The organism is Aquimarina aquimarini, from assembly GCF_900299535.1.
Taxonomy (GTDB): Bacteria; Bacteroidota; Bacteroidia; order Flavobacteriales; family Flavobacteriaceae; genus Aquimarina; species Aquimarina aquimarini.
The window spans coordinates 183,201-204,719 of record NZ_OMKE01000039.1; the positions used below are offsets into that span (position 1 = coordinate 183,201).

The 21,519-nt window shown below is 31.6% G+C and carries 23 protein-coding genes; 2 read left to right on the forward strand and 21 right to left on the reverse strand.

What is annotated here, in order from left to right; all coding sequences use genetic code 11:
- Window positions 1–117 precede the first annotated feature (117 nt).
- A complete protein-coding gene (locus DG508_RS16445; protein WP_108869191.1) occupies window positions 118–843 on the reverse strand; it encodes a YggS family pyridoxal phosphate-dependent enzyme in 726 nt (241 codons plus the stop codon).
- Window positions 840–1,577 carry an AAA family ATPase gene (locus tag DG508_RS16450; RefSeq protein ID WP_108869192.1) on the reverse strand — a complete coding sequence of 246 codons (738 nt, stop codon included), beginning with the start codon at window positions 1,575–1,577 and terminating at the stop codon, window positions 840–842. The genes DG508_RS16445 and DG508_RS16450 overlap by 4 nt, the downstream gene beginning before the upstream one ends.
- A 201-nt stretch (window positions 1,578–1,778) precedes the next feature.
- Here DG508_RS16450 and pdxR point away from each other — a divergent pair, with 201 nt between their 5' ends.
- On the forward strand, window positions 1,779–3,134 hold the full coding sequence (gene pdxR, locus DG508_RS16455; protein WP_328515278.1) for a MocR-like pyridoxine biosynthesis transcription factor PdxR: 1,356 nt from the start codon (window positions 1,779–1,781) through the stop codon (window positions 3,132–3,134).
- Between the two features lie 30 nt (window positions 3,135–3,164).
- Here the strand turns inward: pdxR and DG508_RS16460 are convergent, their stop codons facing one another.
- The 14 genes from DG508_RS16460 to DG508_RS16520 all read right to left on the reverse strand — a co-directional run bounded on the left by DG508_RS16460 (window position 3,165) and on the right by DG508_RS16520 (window position 14,115).
- Complete coding sequence (locus tag DG508_RS16460; protein ID WP_108869194.1) at window positions 3,165–3,737, reverse strand: MarR family winged helix-turn-helix transcriptional regulator; 573 nt, start codon at window positions 3,735–3,737, stop codon at window positions 3,165–3,167.
- A gap of 25 nt (window positions 3,738–3,762) precedes the next feature.
- Window positions 3,763–4,392 carry a hypothetical protein gene (locus DG508_RS16465; protein ID WP_108869195.1) on the reverse strand — a complete coding sequence of 210 codons (630 nt, stop codon included), beginning with the start codon at window positions 4,390–4,392 and terminating at the stop codon, window positions 3,763–3,765.
- A gap of 4 nt (window positions 4,393–4,396) precedes the next feature.
- The gene (locus DG508_RS16470; RefSeq protein ID WP_108869196.1) at window positions 4,397–4,630 is read right to left on the reverse strand and encodes a hexameric tyrosine-coordinated heme protein; all 234 of its coding nucleotides are present in this window, start codon (window positions 4,628–4,630) and stop codon (window positions 4,397–4,399) included.
- A 171-nt stretch (window positions 4,631–4,801) separates the two neighbouring features.
- Window positions 4,802–5,035, reverse strand: coding sequence for a thioredoxin family protein (locus DG508_RS16475; protein WP_103866131.1), 234 nt, complete (start codon window positions 5,033–5,035; stop codon window positions 4,802–4,804).
- Window positions 5,036–5,069: 34 nt separating this feature from the next.
- Entirely contained in the window at window positions 5,070–5,816 is a 747-nt protein-coding gene (locus DG508_RS16480; protein WP_199912802.1) for a hypothetical protein, read from the reverse strand.
- 176 nt (window positions 5,817–5,992) lie between these two features.
- Window positions 5,993–6,463 carry an ankyrin repeat domain-containing protein gene (locus tag DG508_RS16485; RefSeq protein WP_199912803.1) on the reverse strand — a complete coding sequence of 157 codons (471 nt, stop codon included), beginning with the start codon at window positions 6,461–6,463 and terminating at the stop codon, window positions 5,993–5,995.
- A 16-nt stretch (window positions 6,464–6,479) separates the two neighbouring features.
- On the reverse strand, window positions 6,480–7,985 hold the full coding sequence (locus tag DG508_RS16490; protein WP_108869198.1) for a catalase: 1,506 nt from the start codon (window positions 7,983–7,985) through the stop codon (window positions 6,480–6,482).
- A gap of 499 nt (window positions 7,986–8,484) precedes the next feature.
- Window positions 8,485–8,661, reverse strand: a complete 177-nt coding sequence (locus DG508_RS21075; protein WP_159090875.1) for a hypothetical protein — start codon at window positions 8,659–8,661, stop codon at window positions 8,485–8,487.
- A 998-nt stretch (window positions 8,662–9,659) separates the two neighbouring features.
- Window positions 9,660–10,220: a 3'-5' exonuclease gene (locus DG508_RS16495; protein WP_108869199.1), complete on the reverse strand. Its 561-nt coding sequence runs from the start codon at window positions 10,218–10,220 to the stop codon at window positions 9,660–9,662.
- 58 nt (window positions 10,221–10,278) lie between these two features.
- Entirely contained in the window at window positions 10,279–10,821 is a 543-nt protein-coding gene (locus DG508_RS16500) for a hypothetical protein (RefSeq protein WP_108869200.1), read from the reverse strand.
- A gap of 2 nt (window positions 10,822–10,823) precedes the next feature.
- Window positions 10,824–11,339 (reverse strand): tetratricopeptide repeat protein, encoded by a 516-nt coding sequence (locus tag DG508_RS16505; RefSeq protein ID WP_108869201.1) that lies wholly within the window; start codon window positions 11,337–11,339, stop codon window positions 10,824–10,826.
- A 3-nt stretch (window positions 11,340–11,342) separates the two neighbouring features.
- A complete protein-coding gene (gene prfH, locus DG508_RS16510) occupies window positions 11,343–12,038 on the reverse strand; it encodes a peptide chain release factor H (protein WP_108869202.1) in 696 nt (231 codons plus the stop codon).
- A gap of 11 nt (window positions 12,039–12,049) precedes the next feature.
- Window positions 12,050–13,441, reverse strand: coding sequence for an RtcB family protein (locus DG508_RS16515; protein ID WP_108869203.1), 1,392 nt, complete (start codon window positions 13,439–13,441; stop codon window positions 12,050–12,052).
- Window positions 13,426–14,115, reverse strand: a complete 690-nt coding sequence (locus DG508_RS16520; RefSeq protein WP_108869204.1) for a hypothetical protein — start codon at window positions 14,113–14,115, stop codon at window positions 13,426–13,428. Before DG508_RS16520 ends, DG508_RS16515 begins: the two co-directional genes overlap by 16 nt.
- A gap of 875 nt (window positions 14,116–14,990) precedes the next feature.
- On the opposite strand from DG508_RS16520, the gene rlmF reads away from it, so the two are divergent.
- The gene (gene rlmF, locus DG508_RS16525) at window positions 14,991–15,845 is read left to right on the forward strand and encodes a 23S rRNA (adenine(1618)-N(6))-methyltransferase RlmF (protein ID WP_108869205.1); all 855 of its coding nucleotides are present in this window, start codon (window positions 14,991–14,993) and stop codon (window positions 15,843–15,845) included.
- A 9-nt stretch (window positions 15,846–15,854) separates the two neighbouring features.
- Here rlmF and DG508_RS16530 read toward each other — a convergent pair whose 3' ends face one another.
- The 5 genes from DG508_RS16530 to DG508_RS16550 form a co-directional block, all read right to left on the reverse strand.
- Window positions 15,855–17,408 (reverse strand): DEAD/DEAH box helicase, encoded by a 1,554-nt coding sequence (locus DG508_RS16530; protein ID WP_108869206.1) that lies wholly within the window; start codon window positions 17,406–17,408, stop codon window positions 15,855–15,857.
- A 222-nt stretch (window positions 17,409–17,630) separates the two neighbouring features.
- Window positions 17,631–19,346: an efflux RND transporter periplasmic adaptor subunit gene (locus DG508_RS16535; RefSeq protein WP_108869303.1), complete on the reverse strand. Its 1,716-nt coding sequence runs from the start codon at window positions 19,344–19,346 to the stop codon at window positions 17,631–17,633.
- Between the two features lie 4 nt (window positions 19,347–19,350).
- Window positions 19,351–20,052 carry a PepSY domain-containing protein gene (locus DG508_RS16540; RefSeq protein WP_108869207.1) on the reverse strand — a complete coding sequence of 234 codons (702 nt, stop codon included), beginning with the start codon at window positions 20,050–20,052 and terminating at the stop codon, window positions 19,351–19,353.
- Window positions 20,053–20,056: 4 nt separating this feature from the next.
- A complete protein-coding gene (locus tag DG508_RS16545; RefSeq protein ID WP_108869208.1) occupies window positions 20,057–20,770 on the reverse strand; it encodes a heavy metal translocating P-type ATPase in 714 nt (237 codons plus the stop codon).
- 167 nt (window positions 20,771–20,937) lie between these two features.
- A complete protein-coding gene (locus tag DG508_RS16550) occupies window positions 20,938–21,495 on the reverse strand; it encodes a DUF3347 domain-containing protein (RefSeq protein WP_108869209.1) in 558 nt (185 codons plus the stop codon).
- Window positions 21,496–21,519 lie beyond the last annotated feature (24 nt).

A 21,519-nucleotide genomic window follows, 5' to 3' on the forward strand; every position in this document is an offset into this window, starting at 1 on the left:
TGTATAAATGTATGAGGTTATTTACTACAAAAAAAGTACCTATTATAAAAACATACAATTTTTATTCACAACTAGGGGGCGTATCAAAAAATATATTTCATAGATAATTATATCGTATTACCCTTCGTTCCAGTAATAACTATCTGGATATGGGCGTTTTCCGAAAACTGCTGTACCTACTCGTATCATAGTACTACCTTCTGCAATGGCTATTTCTAAATCGTTTGACATTCCCATTGAGAGTTCATCAAAACTTGTATTGGGTAGCTGTAATGCTATAGCTTTTGATTGAATTTCTTTTAGGCGTTTAAAACAATCACGTACTTTATCATTTTGTGAAGATAGAATCCCGATAGTCATGAGCCCTTTGATATGTAATCGAGGGTATTTTGAAACTTGTTTTATAAATTCTAATGCTTTTTCTGGCGGAACCCCAAATTTGCTATGCTCATATGAGGTATTTACTTGAATAAATATATCAATATCTCTCTGATCATATTCACAACGATTTTGTAATTTTTCTACCAATCGTATTCGATCTATAGATTGGATCAAATTTGCATACTTGAGTACATATTTTACCTTATTGGTTTGTAAATGCCCTATCATATGCCAAGTACAATTTTGCTCTTTTAGTAGTTCGTATTTGCCTTCTGCTTCTTTTACTTTGTTTTCTCCTACTAGTGTATAACCTGCATCTATGGCATGTTGTATTCTTTCTGTTTCAACAGTTTTGGTAGAAAGCAATATTTTTACTTCTTTCGGATCTCTGCCCGAATTCTCACATGCTGTTTGTATTCTTTTTTCTAGTATTTCGAGATTTTCTTTGATGGGGTTTTTCATTGATTTTCTATATTGTTTGAAGTATTGATTTTTTCTCCTTCTTCTAGTACCATTTTTTTTACCGTATTAATGACTTTTACTTTTGCTTCGGCAAATGAGATGGCATATTGTCTATCTATGTCACGAAACCGAGAAGGAAAACGAGATAATTGCTGGTCATAATACGTATCTAGTAGCTCATTGTTTGGTAATGTAAATTCTATTTTATGTTCAAAACGCCTTATTAAGGCGTGATCAATAAGTTTAACTTGATTGGTAGCTGCTACTAATAGAATGTCTTTATCAAGATAATCTATTAGTTGTATAATCGCATTTGCCACTCTTCTCATTTCGCCGGATTCTTTACTATCTATTTCACGAATAGAACCTAATGAATCAAATTCATCTAGAAATAATACTGATTTGGCTCTTTTTGCTTTTTGAAAAAGTTCGGATATATTTTGTGCTGTTTGCCCTAATCTGGCTGATACTATTGATGATAGATTTATGGTATGTAATTTTCTGTTTAACTCTGTTGCCAGTGCTTTTGCTGCAAACGTCTTTCCGCACCCACTAGGTCCAAAAAATAATAGTTTCCTACTTACAGGTAAATTATACTGATCGAGTAATTCTCTTTGATTGTATTCTTTTATAAAAAGTGCTAGTTGAGTTGCTGTATCTTGATCTGCAAAAACATCGGTTAAGTGATGTTCTTCCTTGTTTTCAAAAAAAGTAGTGTTATAATTATATGCCATTAATAGTTATTGTAATTGAATGTTTTTTTAAGTTGCACCTAATATACGTTGATATAACAAATCATATAAAGATCAAATGACAAAATTACTATATATTTGGACTATCTAAATGATACAGTTTTAACATAAATATATAGTCCAGTGTTACGTCCTTGGAATCTTCAAATAAAAACTGATCCTGATAGCAAAATTCCTATCTACATGCAAATAGTGAATGCTATTATTCATGGTATAAAATCAGGGGTTTTACAAAAAGATACGGTGCTTCCTGGTAGTAGAAATCTTGCTGAATTACTAAATTTAAATCGTAATACGATTGTAAAAGCATTGAATATTCTAACGGCTGAAGGTTGGTTGGTTTCTATAGAAAGAAAAGGAATTTTTGTGGCTGGCAACATTCCTGAAATGCATACAAATACTAGTGTCTCTGAAATTCCTAAATACACTAGAAAAAAAATAATACAGGCTGATATTATTTTTGATGATGGTATCCCTGATACAAATATTGCTCCTATGGAGTCCTTGTCGCGCGCATATAGAAGAGTTTTTAATCAAAAAGCACGTAGAAGATTAATGAATTATAGTAATGCATTGGGTTCTGTAGAGTTTAGAGAGGCTATTGCACAAATGTTATATTTCAAAAGAGGGTTGTGTATTGATGTTGATCATATTTGTATTACTCGTGGTAGCCAAATGGCTATGTATCTAATTGCACAAATTCTTTTTACCAAGGGGGATGTTGTTATTGTAGAAAACCCGGGGTACCTTTCTGCATGGAAAGCTTTTGAAACATCTGAGGTAACAGTTATACCTGTAGAGATTGATCGTGAAGGACTCTTGGTGGATCACATAGAGTTGATTCTAAAAAAGAACACAAAAATTAAAGCAGTTTTTGTGACACCACATCATCAATATCCAACTACAGTAACGATGAGTTTAACTCGTAGATTAAAACTTATTGAACTTTCTAATATGTATGGTTTTACCATTATAGAGGATGATTATGATCATGAATTTCATTTCGGACAAAGGCCTGTGCTTCCTATATCTAGCCATAAGGAGATTCAAAACTACTTGTATATTGGGTCAATGAGTAAAGTGGTAGCTCCTGCATTGCGTATTGGTTATCTGGTAGGTAGTCCTGATTTTATACATAAAATTGGGTCTTTGCGCGAGACTATTGATGTTCAAGGGGATATTATTATGGAGCTTGCTGTACTTGATTTGATTCATTCTGGTGAGATACGAAAACACCTAAAACGTGCTACTGCTTATTACAAAGAGAAACGAGAAGCTTTTAAATGCTTATTGGAAAAACATTTGTCTGGTAAGATCACTTATACCATTCCTGAAGGAGGATTGGCTTTTTGGGTACAATCAAATGAGGTCATAGATTATGAGAATGTCTATACTTCATTGTTACAAAAAAGAATTGAAATAATTCATCCTAATAAATTCAGTTATCAAAAAGAGGTACAGGGCTTGCGTTTGGGGTATGCATCACTTTCTTCAGAGGATCTCAGAAAAGGGTTGATCGAAATAGGTAAATTACTATAAAAGACAACATAACAACAGATCATTATTTGGTTATTTTACAGTTTCTTGATATTCTGGGCAATCTAATCTTATTTCTATATCCTGAAGCTCTGATTTTAAAAGGTTGCAGTAATGCCCTTCTTTTTTTTCTTTATAAAATGTACAACCAAAACAGGTTCTTTGTACAGAAAGTACCCCTGTACGGTTTAATTGATAAATTAACTTGCTTACTGTTTTATAAATAGACTTTAGATCTTCTTCTTCTACTTTACTTAGTTGTTTTTTTATTGGGTTTGTATAATTCTTTGTTTGGTCTACTATTTTTTTACCTTTTAGAGATAACATCAATGTATAGCTTCTATTATCACTAGAGGAATAATCTTTAATTAATATTTCTTTTTTTACCAATACTCGTATGGCATCACTTATGGTTGGCTTTGTTACATTAAACTCTCTTGATAAATAGCTTACATTACATAATTCTTGTTTATGATATACTATAAAATTAAGTATTTGTATTTGTATAGGACTTAATTTCAGTTCTTTTGCTTGTTCCCACAAAAGTATTTTAAATACTTCTGAGAGTCTACTTAAACCTGCCGTAACTTTTGAATTTAAATCCATTTATGTTAAAATTATTCACACAAAGTTAACAATCCTTACCATATGTATCGATAAGGCTTTCTAACTTGGTTGTAACTACTGTATTTTCAACATGCCCAAATTGTTCAAACAATATTTCATAACTATCATTAAAAACAAGCATAGAAGGTGTTCCTTTTAACTGATTTAATATAAATGTTAATGCAATTTTCTCTTGAGATTTCAAGTATTCAATTACTTTTTTTAGAAGTGCACGTTGCTCAAACTCTGGCCAAATCTTATAATTTGGATTAATTTGACAAATTTTAGCCGCTGCAATAGAAAAATCAAATGACTCATCAGCCATTTTATCCATTGCTACCGGAAAATCTATATTCTTAGGGTAGCGATCAAAACCTTGCTCAATCATAGCTTTTTTAGTTTCTCCTACGATTTGCCCAGAATTAATCAATAGATTAGTATTTGTTTCGTTATTATAATCAAAATCTTCAAAAGCAGTGGATAACCCTAAAAACGATATATCCTTGTTATACTCGTTATGTAACTCATTTACAAACGGAATTCCATATAAAAAGCAACCAGGGCAGTTTACTTGAAAAACGAAAAGAAAATTTAGCTTTCTCAAAACAAATTCTCCTTGTAAGGCTTGATTAAAATGTAAATCTAATTTCTTCAAAACTTTATTTTTTCCAATAGTTATTTGCTGCAGATACTGTTTGAAAATGTAGAGCAACCACCTGCGAAGCAGCTGTTAATCGACTTGCATCATTTGCATATTTACTTCTTAATTCTTTTAATACCTCTATATCTGGTTGTGTATATTTAACCCCCATTCTTGATAATTTTATTGCTAATTCAAAACCTTCTTGTGGTGTTTTGGTTTGTAAATTATGTAACCAAATTTCTTGAGTCATAATGCTATTCTTTAAATAATAAATAAAAAAGTTTAAATCACTTCAAATCAATGGTAATTTTCTTTTGGCATATAGGTGTTATAAACTGAAACTTTCATGTTTTCTATTTTTATCTTTAAAAAAGTAAGCGGTGTAGTTTTAACACCGCCTACATAACAATAATGTTTGAACTTAGCCTTTTACATCTGCCATTGATGCTCCAAAATTAAGGTGTAATACATTTCCATTTGGAGTAAGAAGTGCTGGTACAGATTTAACTCCTACCTTTTCGGCTTCATCAATACGGTTTCTAACTTCACCAATATTAACTACTTCTACATTTTCATTTCCGAGCAAGTTTATGATATCGTGTTCTGCACTAGTACAAACTGAACATCCAGCATGATAGAAAATTGATTTACTCATGATTTTAATTATTTTAAAGGGTTAACATTTATTTCTAATTGATATTTTTTACTTTGTATGGAAGAGATAAATCTCCTGATGCTATACTGTACACTGCATATACTCCTAACATTGGCATATCTTTCTCTTTCCATTCTGTATTTACTTGCATATAAGCGGCAACTCCATCAAAAGAAAAATCTGTTACATTATTAATTCTAAATTTTGGTACCACTGTTTTAATGCTATTTCCTCTGATAATCACATTGTACCCTGGAGAATCCATGTACATTGGCATTCCAGGGTTGGTAGCAGGAAGTTTGATACTTTTGTCTTTGGCATCAAAAGTTTTCACACTTAATCCACCTGGTACTCTTTTGTCCTTGATCAAAACAACCCAATGTGGATGCCATATAACACCGTCATTTGCGTAATTAAAATCAAAATCCTCATCCCACAATGGCGTATCATCAAAATCTGGATGTGATGTCAGGGCTAACGCAACAATTCCTTCGGTTTTAGAAAAACCAACATCTGTTGATTTTAAATTGGTTGGAAATACGTAACCTAGTACTGGTGCTCCATTAACGTTACCAATTGCGACTGGTTTATTTTCTCCAGCTTTTCCTTTTACTTTAATCTCAAAAATATGATGTTCAAGATCTTTATCGTAAGTAACTGTAGCGGTTGTAATTTTTAAATCATCTGATGATTTAAACGATGGATCTTCATTGGTTTTAACCTGTGCTTTACAAGAAACAAACATTAATATTGAGAAAAGGAGTAATAATTTTTTCTTCATTCTAGCATTTTTTAATTATAATTCAAATATAGTTAGGAATCCTAACTATATAAAATATAAAAGCTTAATTAACCCAAATTTAACATAAATAGCAGGAATCTTTTGTTAAGATTCCTGCTTAATTAGTAACAAATGTTAAATTTTATGTTGTAAATGGTCTAACATTTTAAAATGAGTCACTTTTTTGTTTTTAAAAGAGTGATAATTTTTTTCCTATCAAAACGAGTTGCAAACTCCAAGGTTCTCTGACTTATAGATTCATCACAGTTTCCTTTTTTTATTAAAATTTCTGAGATTTCGTCTTCTGCTGCAACTATAGCTCCCATTAATGCAGTATTTCCTCTTTTATCTTTTATACAAAGGTTTGCACCTTTATCCAAGAGAAACTCTACGGCTTCTTTTTGTCCATTATAGGCAGCAACCATTAGGCCTGTATATCCATTCTCTCCTTGGTAGTTTATATCTACTCCTGATTCAATGAACTTGTTTAATAACTCCATATCTGAGGTTCTGGCTCCATGAAAAAAAGATTTCTCTAATTCTTGCTGCGCTGTTAATTCGTTTTGAGCTGTAGTACTCTGTATATTTAATAGCAATAGCAACATGGTAATAATTCCCAAATATTTTGATTTGATTATATTTTCCATTGTGTTTTCTGGGTTTTTATTTTGTATACATTTCTTTAGATAAACTCAAGCCCTTACCTACTCTAGTTCCGTATTCTTTATCAGCTTTATATAAATAGCTTACCATTTTTGATTGTACTTTTTTACTTTTTACCTTTTGTAAAGCACCTACCCAATTCCTGATCAGGTTATCTTTTTCTTGTTTAGAATATCCTCTATATAAAATTCCGGCTTGATAAAAATTTCTGGGTCTTTTTATTTCTTCTCGTACCATATAGCCTTGAATCAATCTTTTATCTTCTGGCTTAAAAGTGGTTGTCAATTTACTTTTACGACTTGGGAAATAGTTGATATCACCAGTTCTTTCTTCAAAATTCATAGGGCCATCAATATGATAATTCTTTACTTCTACCACAGGTCTGTTGGCTGGTAGCAATTGATGATTTTTTCCTAAGCGATACATTTGTGCATCTGCATATGAAAAGTTTCTTCCTTGAAGCATTTTATCTGGTGAAAACCCAATACCAGGTACTACTCTTGATGGTGCATAGGCTGCACTTTCTGTGTATTGAAAGAAATTTGGAGGAATGCGGTCTAGTACTAAGGTACCTACTTTAAACTCTTCTACATCAAACCATTGCTTGGTATCATCAAAAATATTAAAGTCAAACTTATTGATATCTTTATTAGGTATCACTTTTACCATTAAATCCCATTTTGGGAAATTCCCTTTACCAATATTATCATATAAATCTCGAGTCATATGGTTAAAGTCTCTTCCTTGTACCTCGACTAATTCATCTGCAGATAGGTTTTTGATGCCTTGATGAGATTTAAAATGAAATTTCACCCAGTGAATATCTCCTTTGTCATTGATAAACTTAAAGGTGTTTACTCCAAAACCATCCATTTCTCTATATGATTTAGGGGTTCCGTTGTCTGAGTATAACCAAGTAAGCGTTTGTATGGCTTCTGGGGTTAGCGAAAAATAATCGAACACTCTATTCTCGTCTTGAATATTGGTTATAGGTGATGGTTTATTTGCGTGTGTAAAATCAGGGAATTTGATTGCATCTCTGATAAAAAAGGTTGGAATATGGTTTCCTACTAAATCCCAGTTTCCTTCTTCTGTATAAAATTTTACAGCAAATCCTCTTGGGTCTCTTGCTGTTTCTGGTGATCCTTTTGAATGAATAACACTAGAAAAACGTATTAATATGGGGGTTTTTTTATTGACTTCTGAGAATATCTTGGCTTTTGTTAAGTTCTTGATACTTTTGGTCGTTACAAAATACCCTTGCGCCCCTGTTCCTCTGGGGTGCATTACTCGTTCTGGAATCCTCTCTCTACTAAAGTGTTGTAGCTTTTCTATTAAATGTACGTCTTCTAATAGTACAGGACCATTTTCACCAATCGTTAGAGATTCTTTATCTCCATTTAATGGTGCTCCTCCGCTAGAGGTCATATTGTTGTCCATTTTTTTCTGGGCAAAGGCCAGTACTGATACTGCCATGCATGCGAATACTAAAATTCTTCTTTTCATTGTAAGTTTTGAGTTTAGTCTCCCAGCCCCAATGTTTTTGAACATTGTTTTAGGAGTTGTGTTTGTTATTGTTTTATCTTGAATACTCCTTTTTTTCAGGTGATATCAAATCTAGATTGGTAGTTTTTTTTATAAGGCTTTATTTGACCTTTATTTATAGTTTGGATCTACTTTCTAGTAATTAGGATATGACATTCTTGCGTGAATTTTTCTGATTAAGAAGTATTGCTTAGCTCTAACAAATTAAGTCATTGTTAGGCTTCCTAACAATGATTCTGGATATTATAAACAAATACATTTATAAACAAAAACTATCGGTGAAACACAATTGAATAATCAAAATAGATGATCTATGATTTTAATGGTGCTATACAATTACTAAAGCTCTGCTTAACTTATGTATTATAGCAGAGCTTTAGTTTAAATTATCAGTGATTTTCATACCATATTATTGAACCCAATTCATGCATTACTATCAACTGGCAGTTATAGATTTCTTTTACTTATGAAAAGTACGATGTCTATCATTTTTACTTGTTACTCCATTGGTTTCTGGAGGGTATAGTGCTTTACTCATTGCATTTATGTAATTAGAAGCCCACTTTGCTAGTATTCTTATGATCCATGGCTTCTTTTTTTTCATTTCTCCTTTTGTGGTATTTAAGTAAGTTTTCATAATTAATAATTTTAAAATTAGCTGATTACAATATTATTCCTGTCTATTTTTTTGAAGCTGATTTACCTATTCAATTTTTTACACTTGTTATTCTTATTATTTGGACGTTGCAGTATCAACGGTATTCAAACCCGTAACTTTTCTAAGAGATAGTTGAGTACACTCTCTATTGTGTTACGATATTTTTTATATAGTATTGATTGAATTTGAGGTATAGAACACACAACTGTGTGCATCATTATGTTTGTTACTATGTCTAGATTGTATAAATAAAAAAAGGCACCTTATTAGGATGCCTTCTATATATCTTGATGTTTGTATAAGTTATGTTCTTATATTCATCTTTTTTATAAAACAGACACCTTTTATGTTCTTATTAGAACAATACACCCTTTGTTTGAGAATGAGACGGGTACTATGTTGCAGATTATTTAGTGTCATTTCTATTATTTTATATTTATAAATACAATCTCTTCTTATTTCTTGATTGCCATGCAAAGATGAAAACTTTTTTTTAATACACAAATTTATTCTCTATTTACTTTATTGATTATCAATGTTTTAAACACGAAATTAAACATGAGAATTCCAGTCCGTTTCTCAACAGATATTGGATATTTTGGCAATCGTCTGTCTCTCTGATGCTTACTTTCCAACTATTACTTTGTATGTACTAATTATTATTTATTCATATTCTTAAAAAAAAAATCATAAAAAAAACGTCCAATTTCTTGGACGTTTGTAGTTATATCTAGTTTTTGTTTTTAAATCACTTTATAGAATGATGATTAAAATAGCTACATAACGTCCTGTTTTGAGTATACATCTTATAGATTTCTCGGGATACACACTGATTATACAGTGGTTTTAACGTGGTATGTATTCTATTCTGTTTCATTTTGTTATACAAATATGCATACATTTTTTTGTTATTTTATAAATTATTGTAAAAAATCTTAGTGTTAAGAAATGTAATCTAAAAATAGAGCTTTTACCTTTTATAATCTATCATTTTGTTGCTTCAAACACCAATTTAAAATTTTGGCTATATTTTTGGCATCATCTACTCCTCTATGATGTGTGCCTTCTAGTGGTATTTCTAATATACCTAAAGCTCCTTTCATACCAACTTTTCTTCTTAGTCCTTTGACCTCAGAGAATCGTGTTTTCACATTGATATGATTGGCAGATAATGGATAATCAACTCCTCGTATTGAGCATTGTTTTCGTATCATATTTAAATCATATTGTCCGTAACTTGCCCAAGTATATTGATATCCCAGATATTCTGTTCTTAGAATTTTGCAAGCTTCTTCAAAAGAAACCCCTTCTGCATCCAATAATTCCTGAGTAATTGTAGTAAGTTCTGTACAAAACGGGCTTACTTCTGATCTTTCTGGCTTTATTAATATTCCTTGATTCTTTGATATGTTTCCTGTTTGCGTATCTAGAAGGCAAATGCCAATTTCGATAATTTCATTGACCTGACCTTTTGGTACAGGCCCTTTCCAGCAAGTGGCTTCAAGATCTATAATTATAATTGTATTTGTTGTTTTCATGTATAATATGTTTTTAATCCCTTTAACTATTAAATGGCACGTATCATTTTAAGCTTTATCATTTGGGAACTGCGACCAATTCTTCTCTATCAAGAGGGGCTATATTTTTGTTTAATAATTTTATAGCAGATTGTACTGCCCAGCATTTATCACTAGAATGTATATTGCTATATAACTCTAGTAAGAATGATGGTTCTAATACATTCCACCCTTTTACAATCTTATACGGTACTTCTCTCACAAAAAAATCTATGGTAATCCTAAAAGTTACATTTTCTTTTGCGGTTATGATTTTCTCATATCTTCTAAAGTTTTCTTTACTTGGTAACCTATCATAGCGTGTCCATACTTTTTTAAAACCTGTTTGCAACAATATAGACATGACTTCTGCTACATTTATTGGGTGTACAAACAGGTCTATATCCTTATGATCGTGGGCATGCTTATACTCTATATGCCCTACTGGAGATAAAAAATGCCATGCCCATCCTCCTGATAATGTGACTAATTTTTGTAGTGGTTCTAGAGCCTTTAGAGCATATTGAATTCTATACGCTGGCCAGAGCTCTCCGTATCTATTTTTATTATGTGGTGCTCCCATTGTTATTTCTTTTTTCCTTTTTTTGAAGTTTTCTTCTTCTTAGGTTTTTTGTTTTTAATTCTCATTTTCTCATCCTCAATAGTATTGATATAATGAGTGTTATATGTATATCCTTTTGCGATTTTTAAGCATTTTAATGCTTTTTTATACTGCCTTTTTTGTTCAAAAAGAATTGCCTTTTTTACCTGTAACACTGCTTTATCAGTCCCTTTGATGGTAAGTGCAAAATCAATTAATTTTTCTGCTTCGTCATAATCTTCGTTCCATAACAGAACATTGATATATTTTGGGTACACATCAAGTGTATACATATCTTCTGCCAATGCTTGCTGATAATATTCTTTTGCGGTTTCGTAATTCTTCAAATTTTCGGCATATATCTGTCCCATTAAGCCTAATGCTATTGGGTTTTTGTCATCATAAGACAGTGCATAATTCAAAGATTCTACAGCTTCCTCTAGATTATATGGATAGGCGTCTAATGCCTGAAATATGTACTTATCTAATAAATTGTTCATTTTTTATGTCTTTAATTTATTTTTCAACTCTTGTTTTAACTGATTTCGTTGATTTTTATAATTTTTGATTTTAGTTTGCTTTTTAAAGTCTGTTCCTTTAAACACTCTTATAGGATTACCTCGTTGTATTGCAAGGTGATTTTCCCATTGTGTGGCTAATGATTTCTTTATCTTTTCTAATTCAGCTTCTTGTATCTTTTCTATCAATCGTTTGGTTGCGATTTTTTTGTTTTGATGTTGAGAACGGCTATCCATTGCTACTACATTTATCCCCGTAGGTTGATGTATTGCCCGAATGGCAGAAGATACTTTGTTTACATGCTGACCTCCTGGTCCAGAGCTACGCATGGCTTGATATGTAATATCTTTTTCATTGACCTTGTCATGATAAAATTGTTCTACTTCATACATGGCTATAAACCAATTTTTTCGTTTATGATATTTACGAAAAGTTGAATTACCAATCCATTGGATAGTACCTATCCACGATTTTAAAAACGATGCCACTTCTTTTCCTTCCAGTCGAATACTGGCAGATTGTACTGTACCATTTTCTATCCCTTTTTCTCTTTGAAGTATCGTATATGTTACCCCTATACTTTGTGCCTCCTGAAGAAAATATTTTAAAACCTTGGCAACTACCCAGCAACATTCTGCTGGGCCTCTACCTGCTGTTATTTGTATTATTTTTTGATTCATTTTATATCTTTTTATTTGTCCATTCGAACAATTTTGGGTGTAAATGTTCCCAGAACTTCTACTAGCTCTTTTTGATTAGCCATCACCTTATTAATGTCTTTGTATGCCATAGGTGCTTCATCTACCCCGCCACCAATTAGGGTGACATCATGAGATTTTAATTGTTTTTTGATCTCACTTTTGGTTAAGGTTTCTTTGCATTTTCTTCTGGATAGTAACCGCCCTGCTCCATGTGATGCAGATTCTAGACTTTCTTCATTACCTAATCCTCTCACTATATATCCTGGTGCTGTCATGGATCCCGGAATAATGCCTAATTCTCCTTTTCCCGCTGGTGTTGCTCCTTTTCTATGTACTATACACTCTTCTCCATTCACTTCTTGTTTCCATGCAAAATTGTGGTGGTTCTCAATTTTCACTACAGGTTTTGCTCCTAATAATTTGCCAATCCTGAAATGAATATTATCATGACATGCTTGCGCATAATCACCAGCAAGATTCATAGCCATCCAATATTCTTGACCGTCATGTGTATTCAAATCTAACCATGCTAATTGTTGTACATGTTTTGGTAACGGACATTGCTTGGTGGCTAAATAGGTATAGTGCTTTGCTATATTTGCACCTAAACCTCTCGAACCACTGTGTGATAATACTCCTAGATACTCTCCTGCATCTAATCCCCATTCATTTGACGTATCGGTAATTGTAACAACACCAAATTCTACAAAATGATTTCCCCCTCCTGAGGTTCCCAATTGCTTATAAGCTTTATCTTTTAATCTTTTTACCAACGGAATGGTTTTGAATTCATCTCGTTCAAAGATTGGGTGATCATGCTTTACTTTATGGGTTTCATACATGCCAAACTTGGTATGCTCAGATAGTATATTTTCTAACTGTTGCTTTTTTCCTTTGAGGTAAGAGATTGCAATTGGATACATGGTTAAACACATTCTACAGCCTATATCTACTCCTACTGCGTAAGGAATTACTGCATTTTTTGTTGCTAGTACACCTCCTATAGGCAATCCATATCCTGCATGTGCATCGGGCATTAGTGCTCCTGCTACAGAAACTGGTAGCTTGAGTGCATCAAACAATTGGTATTTTGCTTGTTCTTCTATCTCATTTGCTCCATATATTGTAAATGGTGATCGTACTGGCTTCAAGCTGTGTTTTTTGACTTCTACTGGTTTTAATAAACTTTCTGCAATCTTACCCCACACGCCATCTCCTTGGTATGATGCTGGATTAAGTAATACTCTTTTGGCTTCTGCTAATATTTTTTCTTTTTTTACTCGTTTCTGATATCTATTAATTTGACCCAAAGTCACATTAATACTATTGTTTTTTGGAAAACCTAATTTTATTAGGTCCTTTCCGCTTAATTTCTTTCCCATGATAATATCTGGTTACAAATCGATTGTATAGGGTGTTTTTTAAGTTCCCTAAGTATACAATTGATTTTTAATTTTTCTTTTCTATTTAGAGAGGTTTGCCAACGGTCTCTCCACCCTAATCCTTTATGACTTATATTGTAGTATTCGTTTTTTAAGAGTTCTTGACTCAAAAGTGCTGCTTCGCTTTCTAGTTCAGGATCTATTCTCTTACTGTGAGTTACATATGCTCTTGTAAATTTTATTTTATAGGTTCCTTGAGGAAGATTAACATAAAACCTTAGTTTTAGTTTTTTCTTCTCTGTGTAATAATAAAAAGGAACACATAAGCACTTTGCTTCATCACTTAATTGATTATATCTCCTTTTGCTTAGCGTTGGAATATCTTTGTTGATCAAATATTTTGAGGTTTCTGCCTTCCATTTTCTATCGGCTTCTTCTTTTGTTCTTCCCCAAAATGATTTTATTAGTGATTTATATATTTCAAGAATATGTTCTTGATTTTTATAGCGTTCTACATGAGTAGTAATCACTAATTCTTTAAACCAACCATGACGTATTGGTTTTTCTAATTTAATGTATCCCAGTGCTTTTTGCTCTAGCAAGATTTGATATTGCCTCTTGCGAATACTACGAACTTCTTTTTGTCTTTGGCTTTTTATATGTGCCGGTTTCATTAGACATATTTTTTAATTTAGAATGTCTTCTTATAAATGATTCCGGTTATTCTCTTGAATGTTCGAAATCGCTATTAATGATTCGAATATGATTGCACTTGTTTTATTTTTTTGATTATTAATAAACTGATATCGGTTTCAGAAGTTTTTTGACCTTACTTGAAGATTGAATAAAAAAGTCCGAAACTTTATGGCTTCGGACTTCATATATAATGCAGTTTATGTATTATTGAAGGAAGTCCCGAAGCGTTCCTGTAAAAGAACCTAGCTCTTTTGCAGTACTGTCATATGTTTTAATAAAAGTCATAGTACTTCGGTTTTTAAAGGTTATACATGGTTATTTTGATGGTGCAAATATGAATCTTGTTTTTTAAAAATCCAAATAAAAAATAAATTTATTTTACTGATTATCAGTTAGTTAATTTTAATTTAAGATATAGGAATCCCTTTCCGTTTTATACGGAGAAAGGAATTTTAAGACAAATCCCTAAGGGTCTTGGACTTATCGATTGGCGAATAATTTTAAAGATTTAATAAAGCATTTAAAAAAATTGCATAAAAAAAGCGTCCAATATGATGGACGCTCTTTGTTTTATATGATTTATAGTCTTTTTACCTTATCATCGGGATTCATACTCCTCATTCTTCACGTCCTTTTTATGTAAACAATACAACATCATAGGTATAAAACTTGTTTCTTTTGGTTTGTAATTATGGTGCAAATATGATAAAATTATTGGAAATAATGATATTTGACTGCTTTTTATAATTTTCAGTTTTCATATTTATTAGGAATATACGCTTTCTTAAACCTAATTTTATGCATTAGAAAATTTAAGGATTAACTATATCTTTGCTATCAAAAATATACTAGTTTGCATCCAAATAATATTCACCATACTTCTTACGATTTTTTAGCGCTAGCAAATAGCCATTCTATTTTAGAATCTTTTCTACATACAAATACTTTTGGAAATCTAACGATTGATTTTTCGAATCCAAAGGCTGTTCTAGAGTTAAACAAGGCTATTTTAAAATATCATTATGGTTTAAATGATTGGAATATTCCTGAAGGATATCTTTGTCCTGCTATTCCTGGCAGAGCTGATTATATTCATCATCTGAATGATATTCTTGAAAAAGAGAAGAGTGATAAAAAAGTAAGAGGCTTGGATATTGGTATGGGGGCTAATTGTATTTATCCTATTTTAGGAGTACAGATATATGATTGGTATATGGTAGGTTCTGATATTAGTATAAATGCCGTAACAGCTGCAAAAAATAATATGGATAGTAATCAACAGCTATCAAAAAATATTGATATACGCCATCAAACTAATAATGCTCATATTTTTGAGGGTATTATTAATGATGATGACTATTTTGATTTTACCATGTGTAATCCTCCTTTTCATACATCAAAAGAAGAGGCTTCCAAGGGAACACTACGCAAATTAAAGAATTTGGGAGACTCACAAAACCTAAAACTTAACTTTGGTGGTCAAGCAAATGAATTATGGTGTAATGGTGGCGAAGCATTGTTTTTGAAACGTATGATTAAACAAAGTGTTGCTTTTGCAAATCAAGTTGGTTTTTTCACGAGTTTGGTTTCTAAAAAAGAACACTTACCTAAATTAGAAAAACAATTGACTAAACTAAAAGCGCAGCACACCATTATACCGATGACACAAGGGAATAAAAAAAGTCGTTTTATCCTCTGGAAGTTTTAAACCACACTCCTATTCTTCAGGAGGGTGCCCGTGGATTTCTTCAAACAAGGTATCAAAATTATCACGTAAAGAGGCGTTTAACTTTTTTCTGTAATCGTCTTTTAACCAGCTTAAAAAGTTATAGGTACTCTTACTTATACACTTGGCATATTCTTGAATTCTATGGTCTATATCTTCTCCTAACATTTTGGCAAGAGCTAATGCGTCATATACATCTTCACTATTCTCAACACATATTTTGGCATGTTGTGCAATGGATCGCTCTAATACCACTTTAGATGATTCTCCTTTTTTTACTGATTCTATGTATGTTTCTTTGATATCAAAATAAACTTCTTCAGAGTTTGCAAATTCTGCGCGTAATTCTTCTGGCATTTCATGCCTGAATTTTCCTTCTATCTCTTCATCACTAAGGAGTTTATCCATATAGTAATTAGGAGAGTTAAAGATTTTTTGCCAGTCTAAATCTGCTCCCCAAGGACCAAAACGATAGAGGTTGTTTCCTAAATCTATTACTGAAAATTTAGATTTATTTTTAAGGATACGAGAGCCACGACCTATCATTTGGTAATACAATGTCAATGATTTTGTTGCTCTATTCAGTATAATTGTATCTACTGTAGGTTCATCAAACCCTGTTGTCAAAATACTTACAGAGGTAAGAATTGCATTTGGGGTTTCTTTAAACCATTTCAATATTTGAGCTCTTTGTTTTTTGGTCGCTGTATTATCTAAGTGAGCAATAGGATATCCTCCTGCTCTAAATGTATCGTAAACATGTAGAGAGGTATTAATTCCATTATTAAAAATCAATGTTTTTTTATTCAAAGAATGTCTTTTATAAGTATCTAATAACTTATCCAACATATCTTTGTTTGTGTACAAATCTTCTGAAGATTTTACGGTATAATCTCCATTAGAACCAATTTCTAATGAGGTTAGTCCCATATTATATGCAAAAGTTTCTGCGCGTGCCAAAAACTCATTATTGATCAAAGATTCAATCGTTTCTCCAACAATTAATTCATTATAATTGTTTTTCATTGGTAGCTTCATATTCGAGCTCAATGGTGTAGCAGTAACTCCTAGTATAAAAGACTTCTCAAAGAACTTAAATAGTTTTGTAAATGAATTATAATGTGCTTCATCTATTATCACTAAACCAACATCAGAAATATCTAACTTACCTTCTGTTAATCTATTATTCAAAGTCTCTACCATAGCCACAAAACAACTATACTTACTTTGGTCATCCAAATTGGCTTTACTATCCACTACTTTATTTAGAACTCCAAAACCCGTAAGCATACTAGAGGTTTGTCTACAAAGTTCTATACGGTGAGTCATCACTAATACTTTTTTATTGTGATGTTTTAGGTATTGTCTAACTATTTCAGAGAATATTACAGTCTTACCTCCTCCTGTTGGTAATTGATATAACAAGTGATAATCTTCGGGCGCATCTTCAAAACTTTTAAAAATTCTATCTATTGCTCCCTTCTGGTAGCTATATAATTCTTTTCCCGTTTTTTTATCTTCTGGTTCCGTAGTTATCTCTGACATAGCCTTCTTTTTTTTGGGGTGTAAAATTAATGCCTTTCGTGGTTTTTTAAAGAATTTTATGATGAAAAATATTAAAGTTTCTAATATAAAATATCATAAATGCTATTTTGAGCAAGTTTTTTGGTCATAAAAAAAATGATAACTCATTGTTTTACATACTAAAATAAAGAAATATGGTGGCTTTTTGTTCTTATTTATAATTTATATAAAATATTTCTACAATTAGTTAATTGTATCAATTATACTACCACAAGTAAGCATTTTATCCCCAAAATACGGATTTCTGATTTCTTTTTCTGAGCTTATCCATACTGCACCCTTATTTCTATTAGCCATTGGGCATTGCTGTATATATATTGTCATATCTACTGTATCAAAATTTGATATCAGTTTAATTATTTCTTCATTTAAAGAAATAAATTGTGTGCGCTGATTGTCTATATTGTCTTTTTTTGAAATGCTATTTAGTATTTCTATACTTTTTGAAAGGTGTTTTTTTCCTGCATTACCTATGTCTATACTTTTTATTGCTTCTAGTATGTTCACCATCTTAGTTGCATATACAATAACTTGAGTAGCGTCTGATGTTATAAAAGCTTCTTTCATATACAGATATTCTGTAATTGCTGGTAAGAAATCTTTTTGAAATGCTTTTGATAATTTCAAACTAGTTTCTCTTTCTTTATCGGTATTACTTATACGATCTGTTTTTTGATTCATCATCGATTTTTTGCCTTGCAATTGTGCTGCTGCATCTACTGTAAAAGTGCCATTGGTAACAATCTCATCTCCATCATTAAGCCCTTCAAGGATTACGTATTGATTATCTACATTGTTGCCTAATGTAACTTCTCTCATTTCAAAAATTGGGGTTTCTGCATTTACTTTACGGTAGATAATAGAACGTTTTCCTGTCCATAGTATAGCACTAGAAGGTATCATAAGCTGTTTTGCTCCTGTTATGGTAGTTCCTTTTACTTCTCCCGTAACAAACATTCCTGGTTTTAAAATATTATCATGATTAACAAGTGTTACTCGTATACTTACCGTTCTTGTTTTATTGTTTAATACAGGGTTTATAAATGAGATGGTAGCTTTAAAATTTTTATCTGGGTATGCCTTGGTTTTTACTATTACGTTCTGCCCTTTTTTGAATTGTGAAATTTGATTTTCGTAGACATCAAATTCTGCCCATACTGTTTTTAGGTTACTTACTTTTAAAATGGGTTGTCCTTGTTTTACATAATCTCCTTCTGCACTTATTAATTCTGATACTGTTCCAGAAACGGTTGCATAAATTGTAAAATTCTCCTGAGCTTTACCAGATATTTCTATGGTATTGATTTGTTTATCTGATAATTTCCATAGTTTTAATTTATTACGGACTGCTTTGTATAACGATGGTTGTGATTTTTTTAATGATGAAGCAGTTATAAGCTCTTGTTGAGCTGCAATAAGATCTGGTGAGTATATAGTAGCCAGTTTTTGTCCTTTTTTTATTTTCTGACCTTTATAATTGATTATTAATCGCTCTATTCTACCATCAAAATAACTTGCTTGCACTCCATTTTCTTCTTCATTTTCTATTATTTTTCCTGATAGCGTAGTTCTGTTTTTATCGGTTGTATGATTTCCTATAATAGTGGTTTGAATATTTGCTAATGCTATGGCATTGGCGGTCATCTTAAATTGATTCTCTGCTAGTGCTCCTTCACCAATTTCTGCTAGTATTAAATCCATCCCACAGATAGGGCAATCACCAGGTTCTGTTTTCTTAATCTGTGGGTGCATGGAGCATGTCCACATTTCTTTTGCCTGATGTTCTTTGTCTTGTTGATTGATTTTATCTTGTTGCTCTTTCTCATTACCAAAAACAAGATATCCTACTATAAATCCTACAACTACTGCTATTATGATATAAATGATATTCTTATTCATATTATCATTTTTTTTTAATTTTTCTAATGGTTGGTGATGAAATAAACCATAATACAAAACCGCTCAGTACTGTTACTACTCCTAATAAAGAAAAAGCTCTAAGAAGTATCGTATTAAAATCGTCTCTTCCCTCATAATCCATTGTATGTGTCATCCATAGAAAGTCAAACCATCTCCATGATCTATGTCTTACTCGTTGAAAACTTCCGTCTTTTACAGAGATATATGCACGCACATTTTGTGGATGATCATAAGAAATCACATAAGCTGGTAATGGTCTGCCTCTATATTCATGATGATTACCTACTTCTGTTATTTTTTCTATATCTTTTACTTTGAGATGAGAAGACATATTTTTCTTTCCTATTTTTAAAGCTTCTGTATCTGTAATTTCTGATTTATATATTCCTGTCACTGCATCAAAAAGGTTTTTATCATTTATCCAATAATAAGGATTCCCTCCTATTTCCTTGAGTTCTAATGATTGAATAGGGTCTTCTGTTTTTATTTGAGTTGGACTTAGTAAATTATCAAAAGATTGTAGTGAACTATTCTTGTTTCTAAATTCATCTCCATGAATCTCATCAATATCTGTCCAGCTAAAATAGAGACCACTAATAGTCCATAATAAGAACTGAATTCCTAAAAAGATACCTAAGTATCTATGTGTTTTTCTAATTTTTGTTGCAGTTTGTCTTTGTACCATTTTTTTAAAACAATTGAATTCCCATAATTATTGCCATAACTATCATTATAGAGTTTTCTATAAAAGTAGCTTCTGTCATTGGTAATTTGAGAGCTGTGCCTAAACAAGCGCATTGTATTGTTTTTTTACTCATCAATGTTTTTACTACTCCTATGGTTGTTGCTCCAAGAATAACCAATGTTACTACTAATGCTATAGGTATTTGAATTCTCATTAAAAACATGATTCCTAGGGCTGTTTCTATAAAAGGATATATCCAACCATAGATAGGTATTTGCTTTGCGATTGGGTCATACATAGCAAAAGAAGCTGGAAACCCTTTTAAATCCAACATTTTAAAAAAACTAAATACAATATAAAATAACCCCATAAAATCTAACATTGCCTCACTAATACTCCATTGTTTATAATGTAATAAGATACTGGTTATGATAATGTATGCAAATATGATGAATAGAGGTTGTAACTGTTGTAATTTGGTTTTTGCTTTTATTTCAGGGATTGTTTTCTGTGTAAAACTTTCTGAAATTGTAAATTTTTCTGGTAATCCTTTTTGTAGTTGAGAAATAGTGATACTTGATGCCATATCGATTGTAGCTTCTGCTTTTTCAAGATTAACAGATACTTTATGAACTCCTTCTACCTTGGATAACTTTTCTTCAACACTTGTACGGCACCCATTACAGGTCATTCCAGATATTTTATATGTATATTCCATTTAGTTTATATGTATTATCATTCAATAATTAGATACAATAAGTCTACCATCATCTCTTTTCTATCTAGTAAACTATCGCAGACTTATTGTATCTTTTAGTTTTTAAAAATTGTGTTGTAAAATTATTGAATTCTTACCTTTTTCTGTTTGATAACCGTGGTTTGTTTTTACTGTATGGTTTCGGTGATACTTCCACATTTTAGCATACGATCACCAAAATAAGGGTTTCTTATTTCTTTTTCTTTTGATAACCAATATGCTCCAGTATTATCAAATGCCATTGGGCAGTATTGTTTATATATCTCTCCTGATGATACATTTCCTTTCAATATTTTTTCTACCCGAGCTGTGAGATCTACAAATGCTATTCTTTGCTTTTCTACATCTACATTATCACTAATTGTTTTAGCTACTTTTTTAAGGACAGTATTTTCTGTTGCTTCTGCTAGCATATCTGCTCCTTGTTTAGCTTCATTTACATCTGTGTTAACTAATGCTGTTTTGATATGTATATAATGTTGAAAAATAGCATCGGCTGTTGCATTGTTAAACTTCACATTTTTTACAACCTCTGTTTCCTGATTTTTATTAGGCATTTCACTATCATTTTTTATTTCTGAATGCTGCTCTTTTTCATTATCTATAGTGGTATTTCCTTGTTTACATGATATGGTTGTAAATATTATTGTTGCGATTAGTATTAGATTAATTTTTGAAATTCTCATTGTTCTACTTTTTTGAATGTTTAT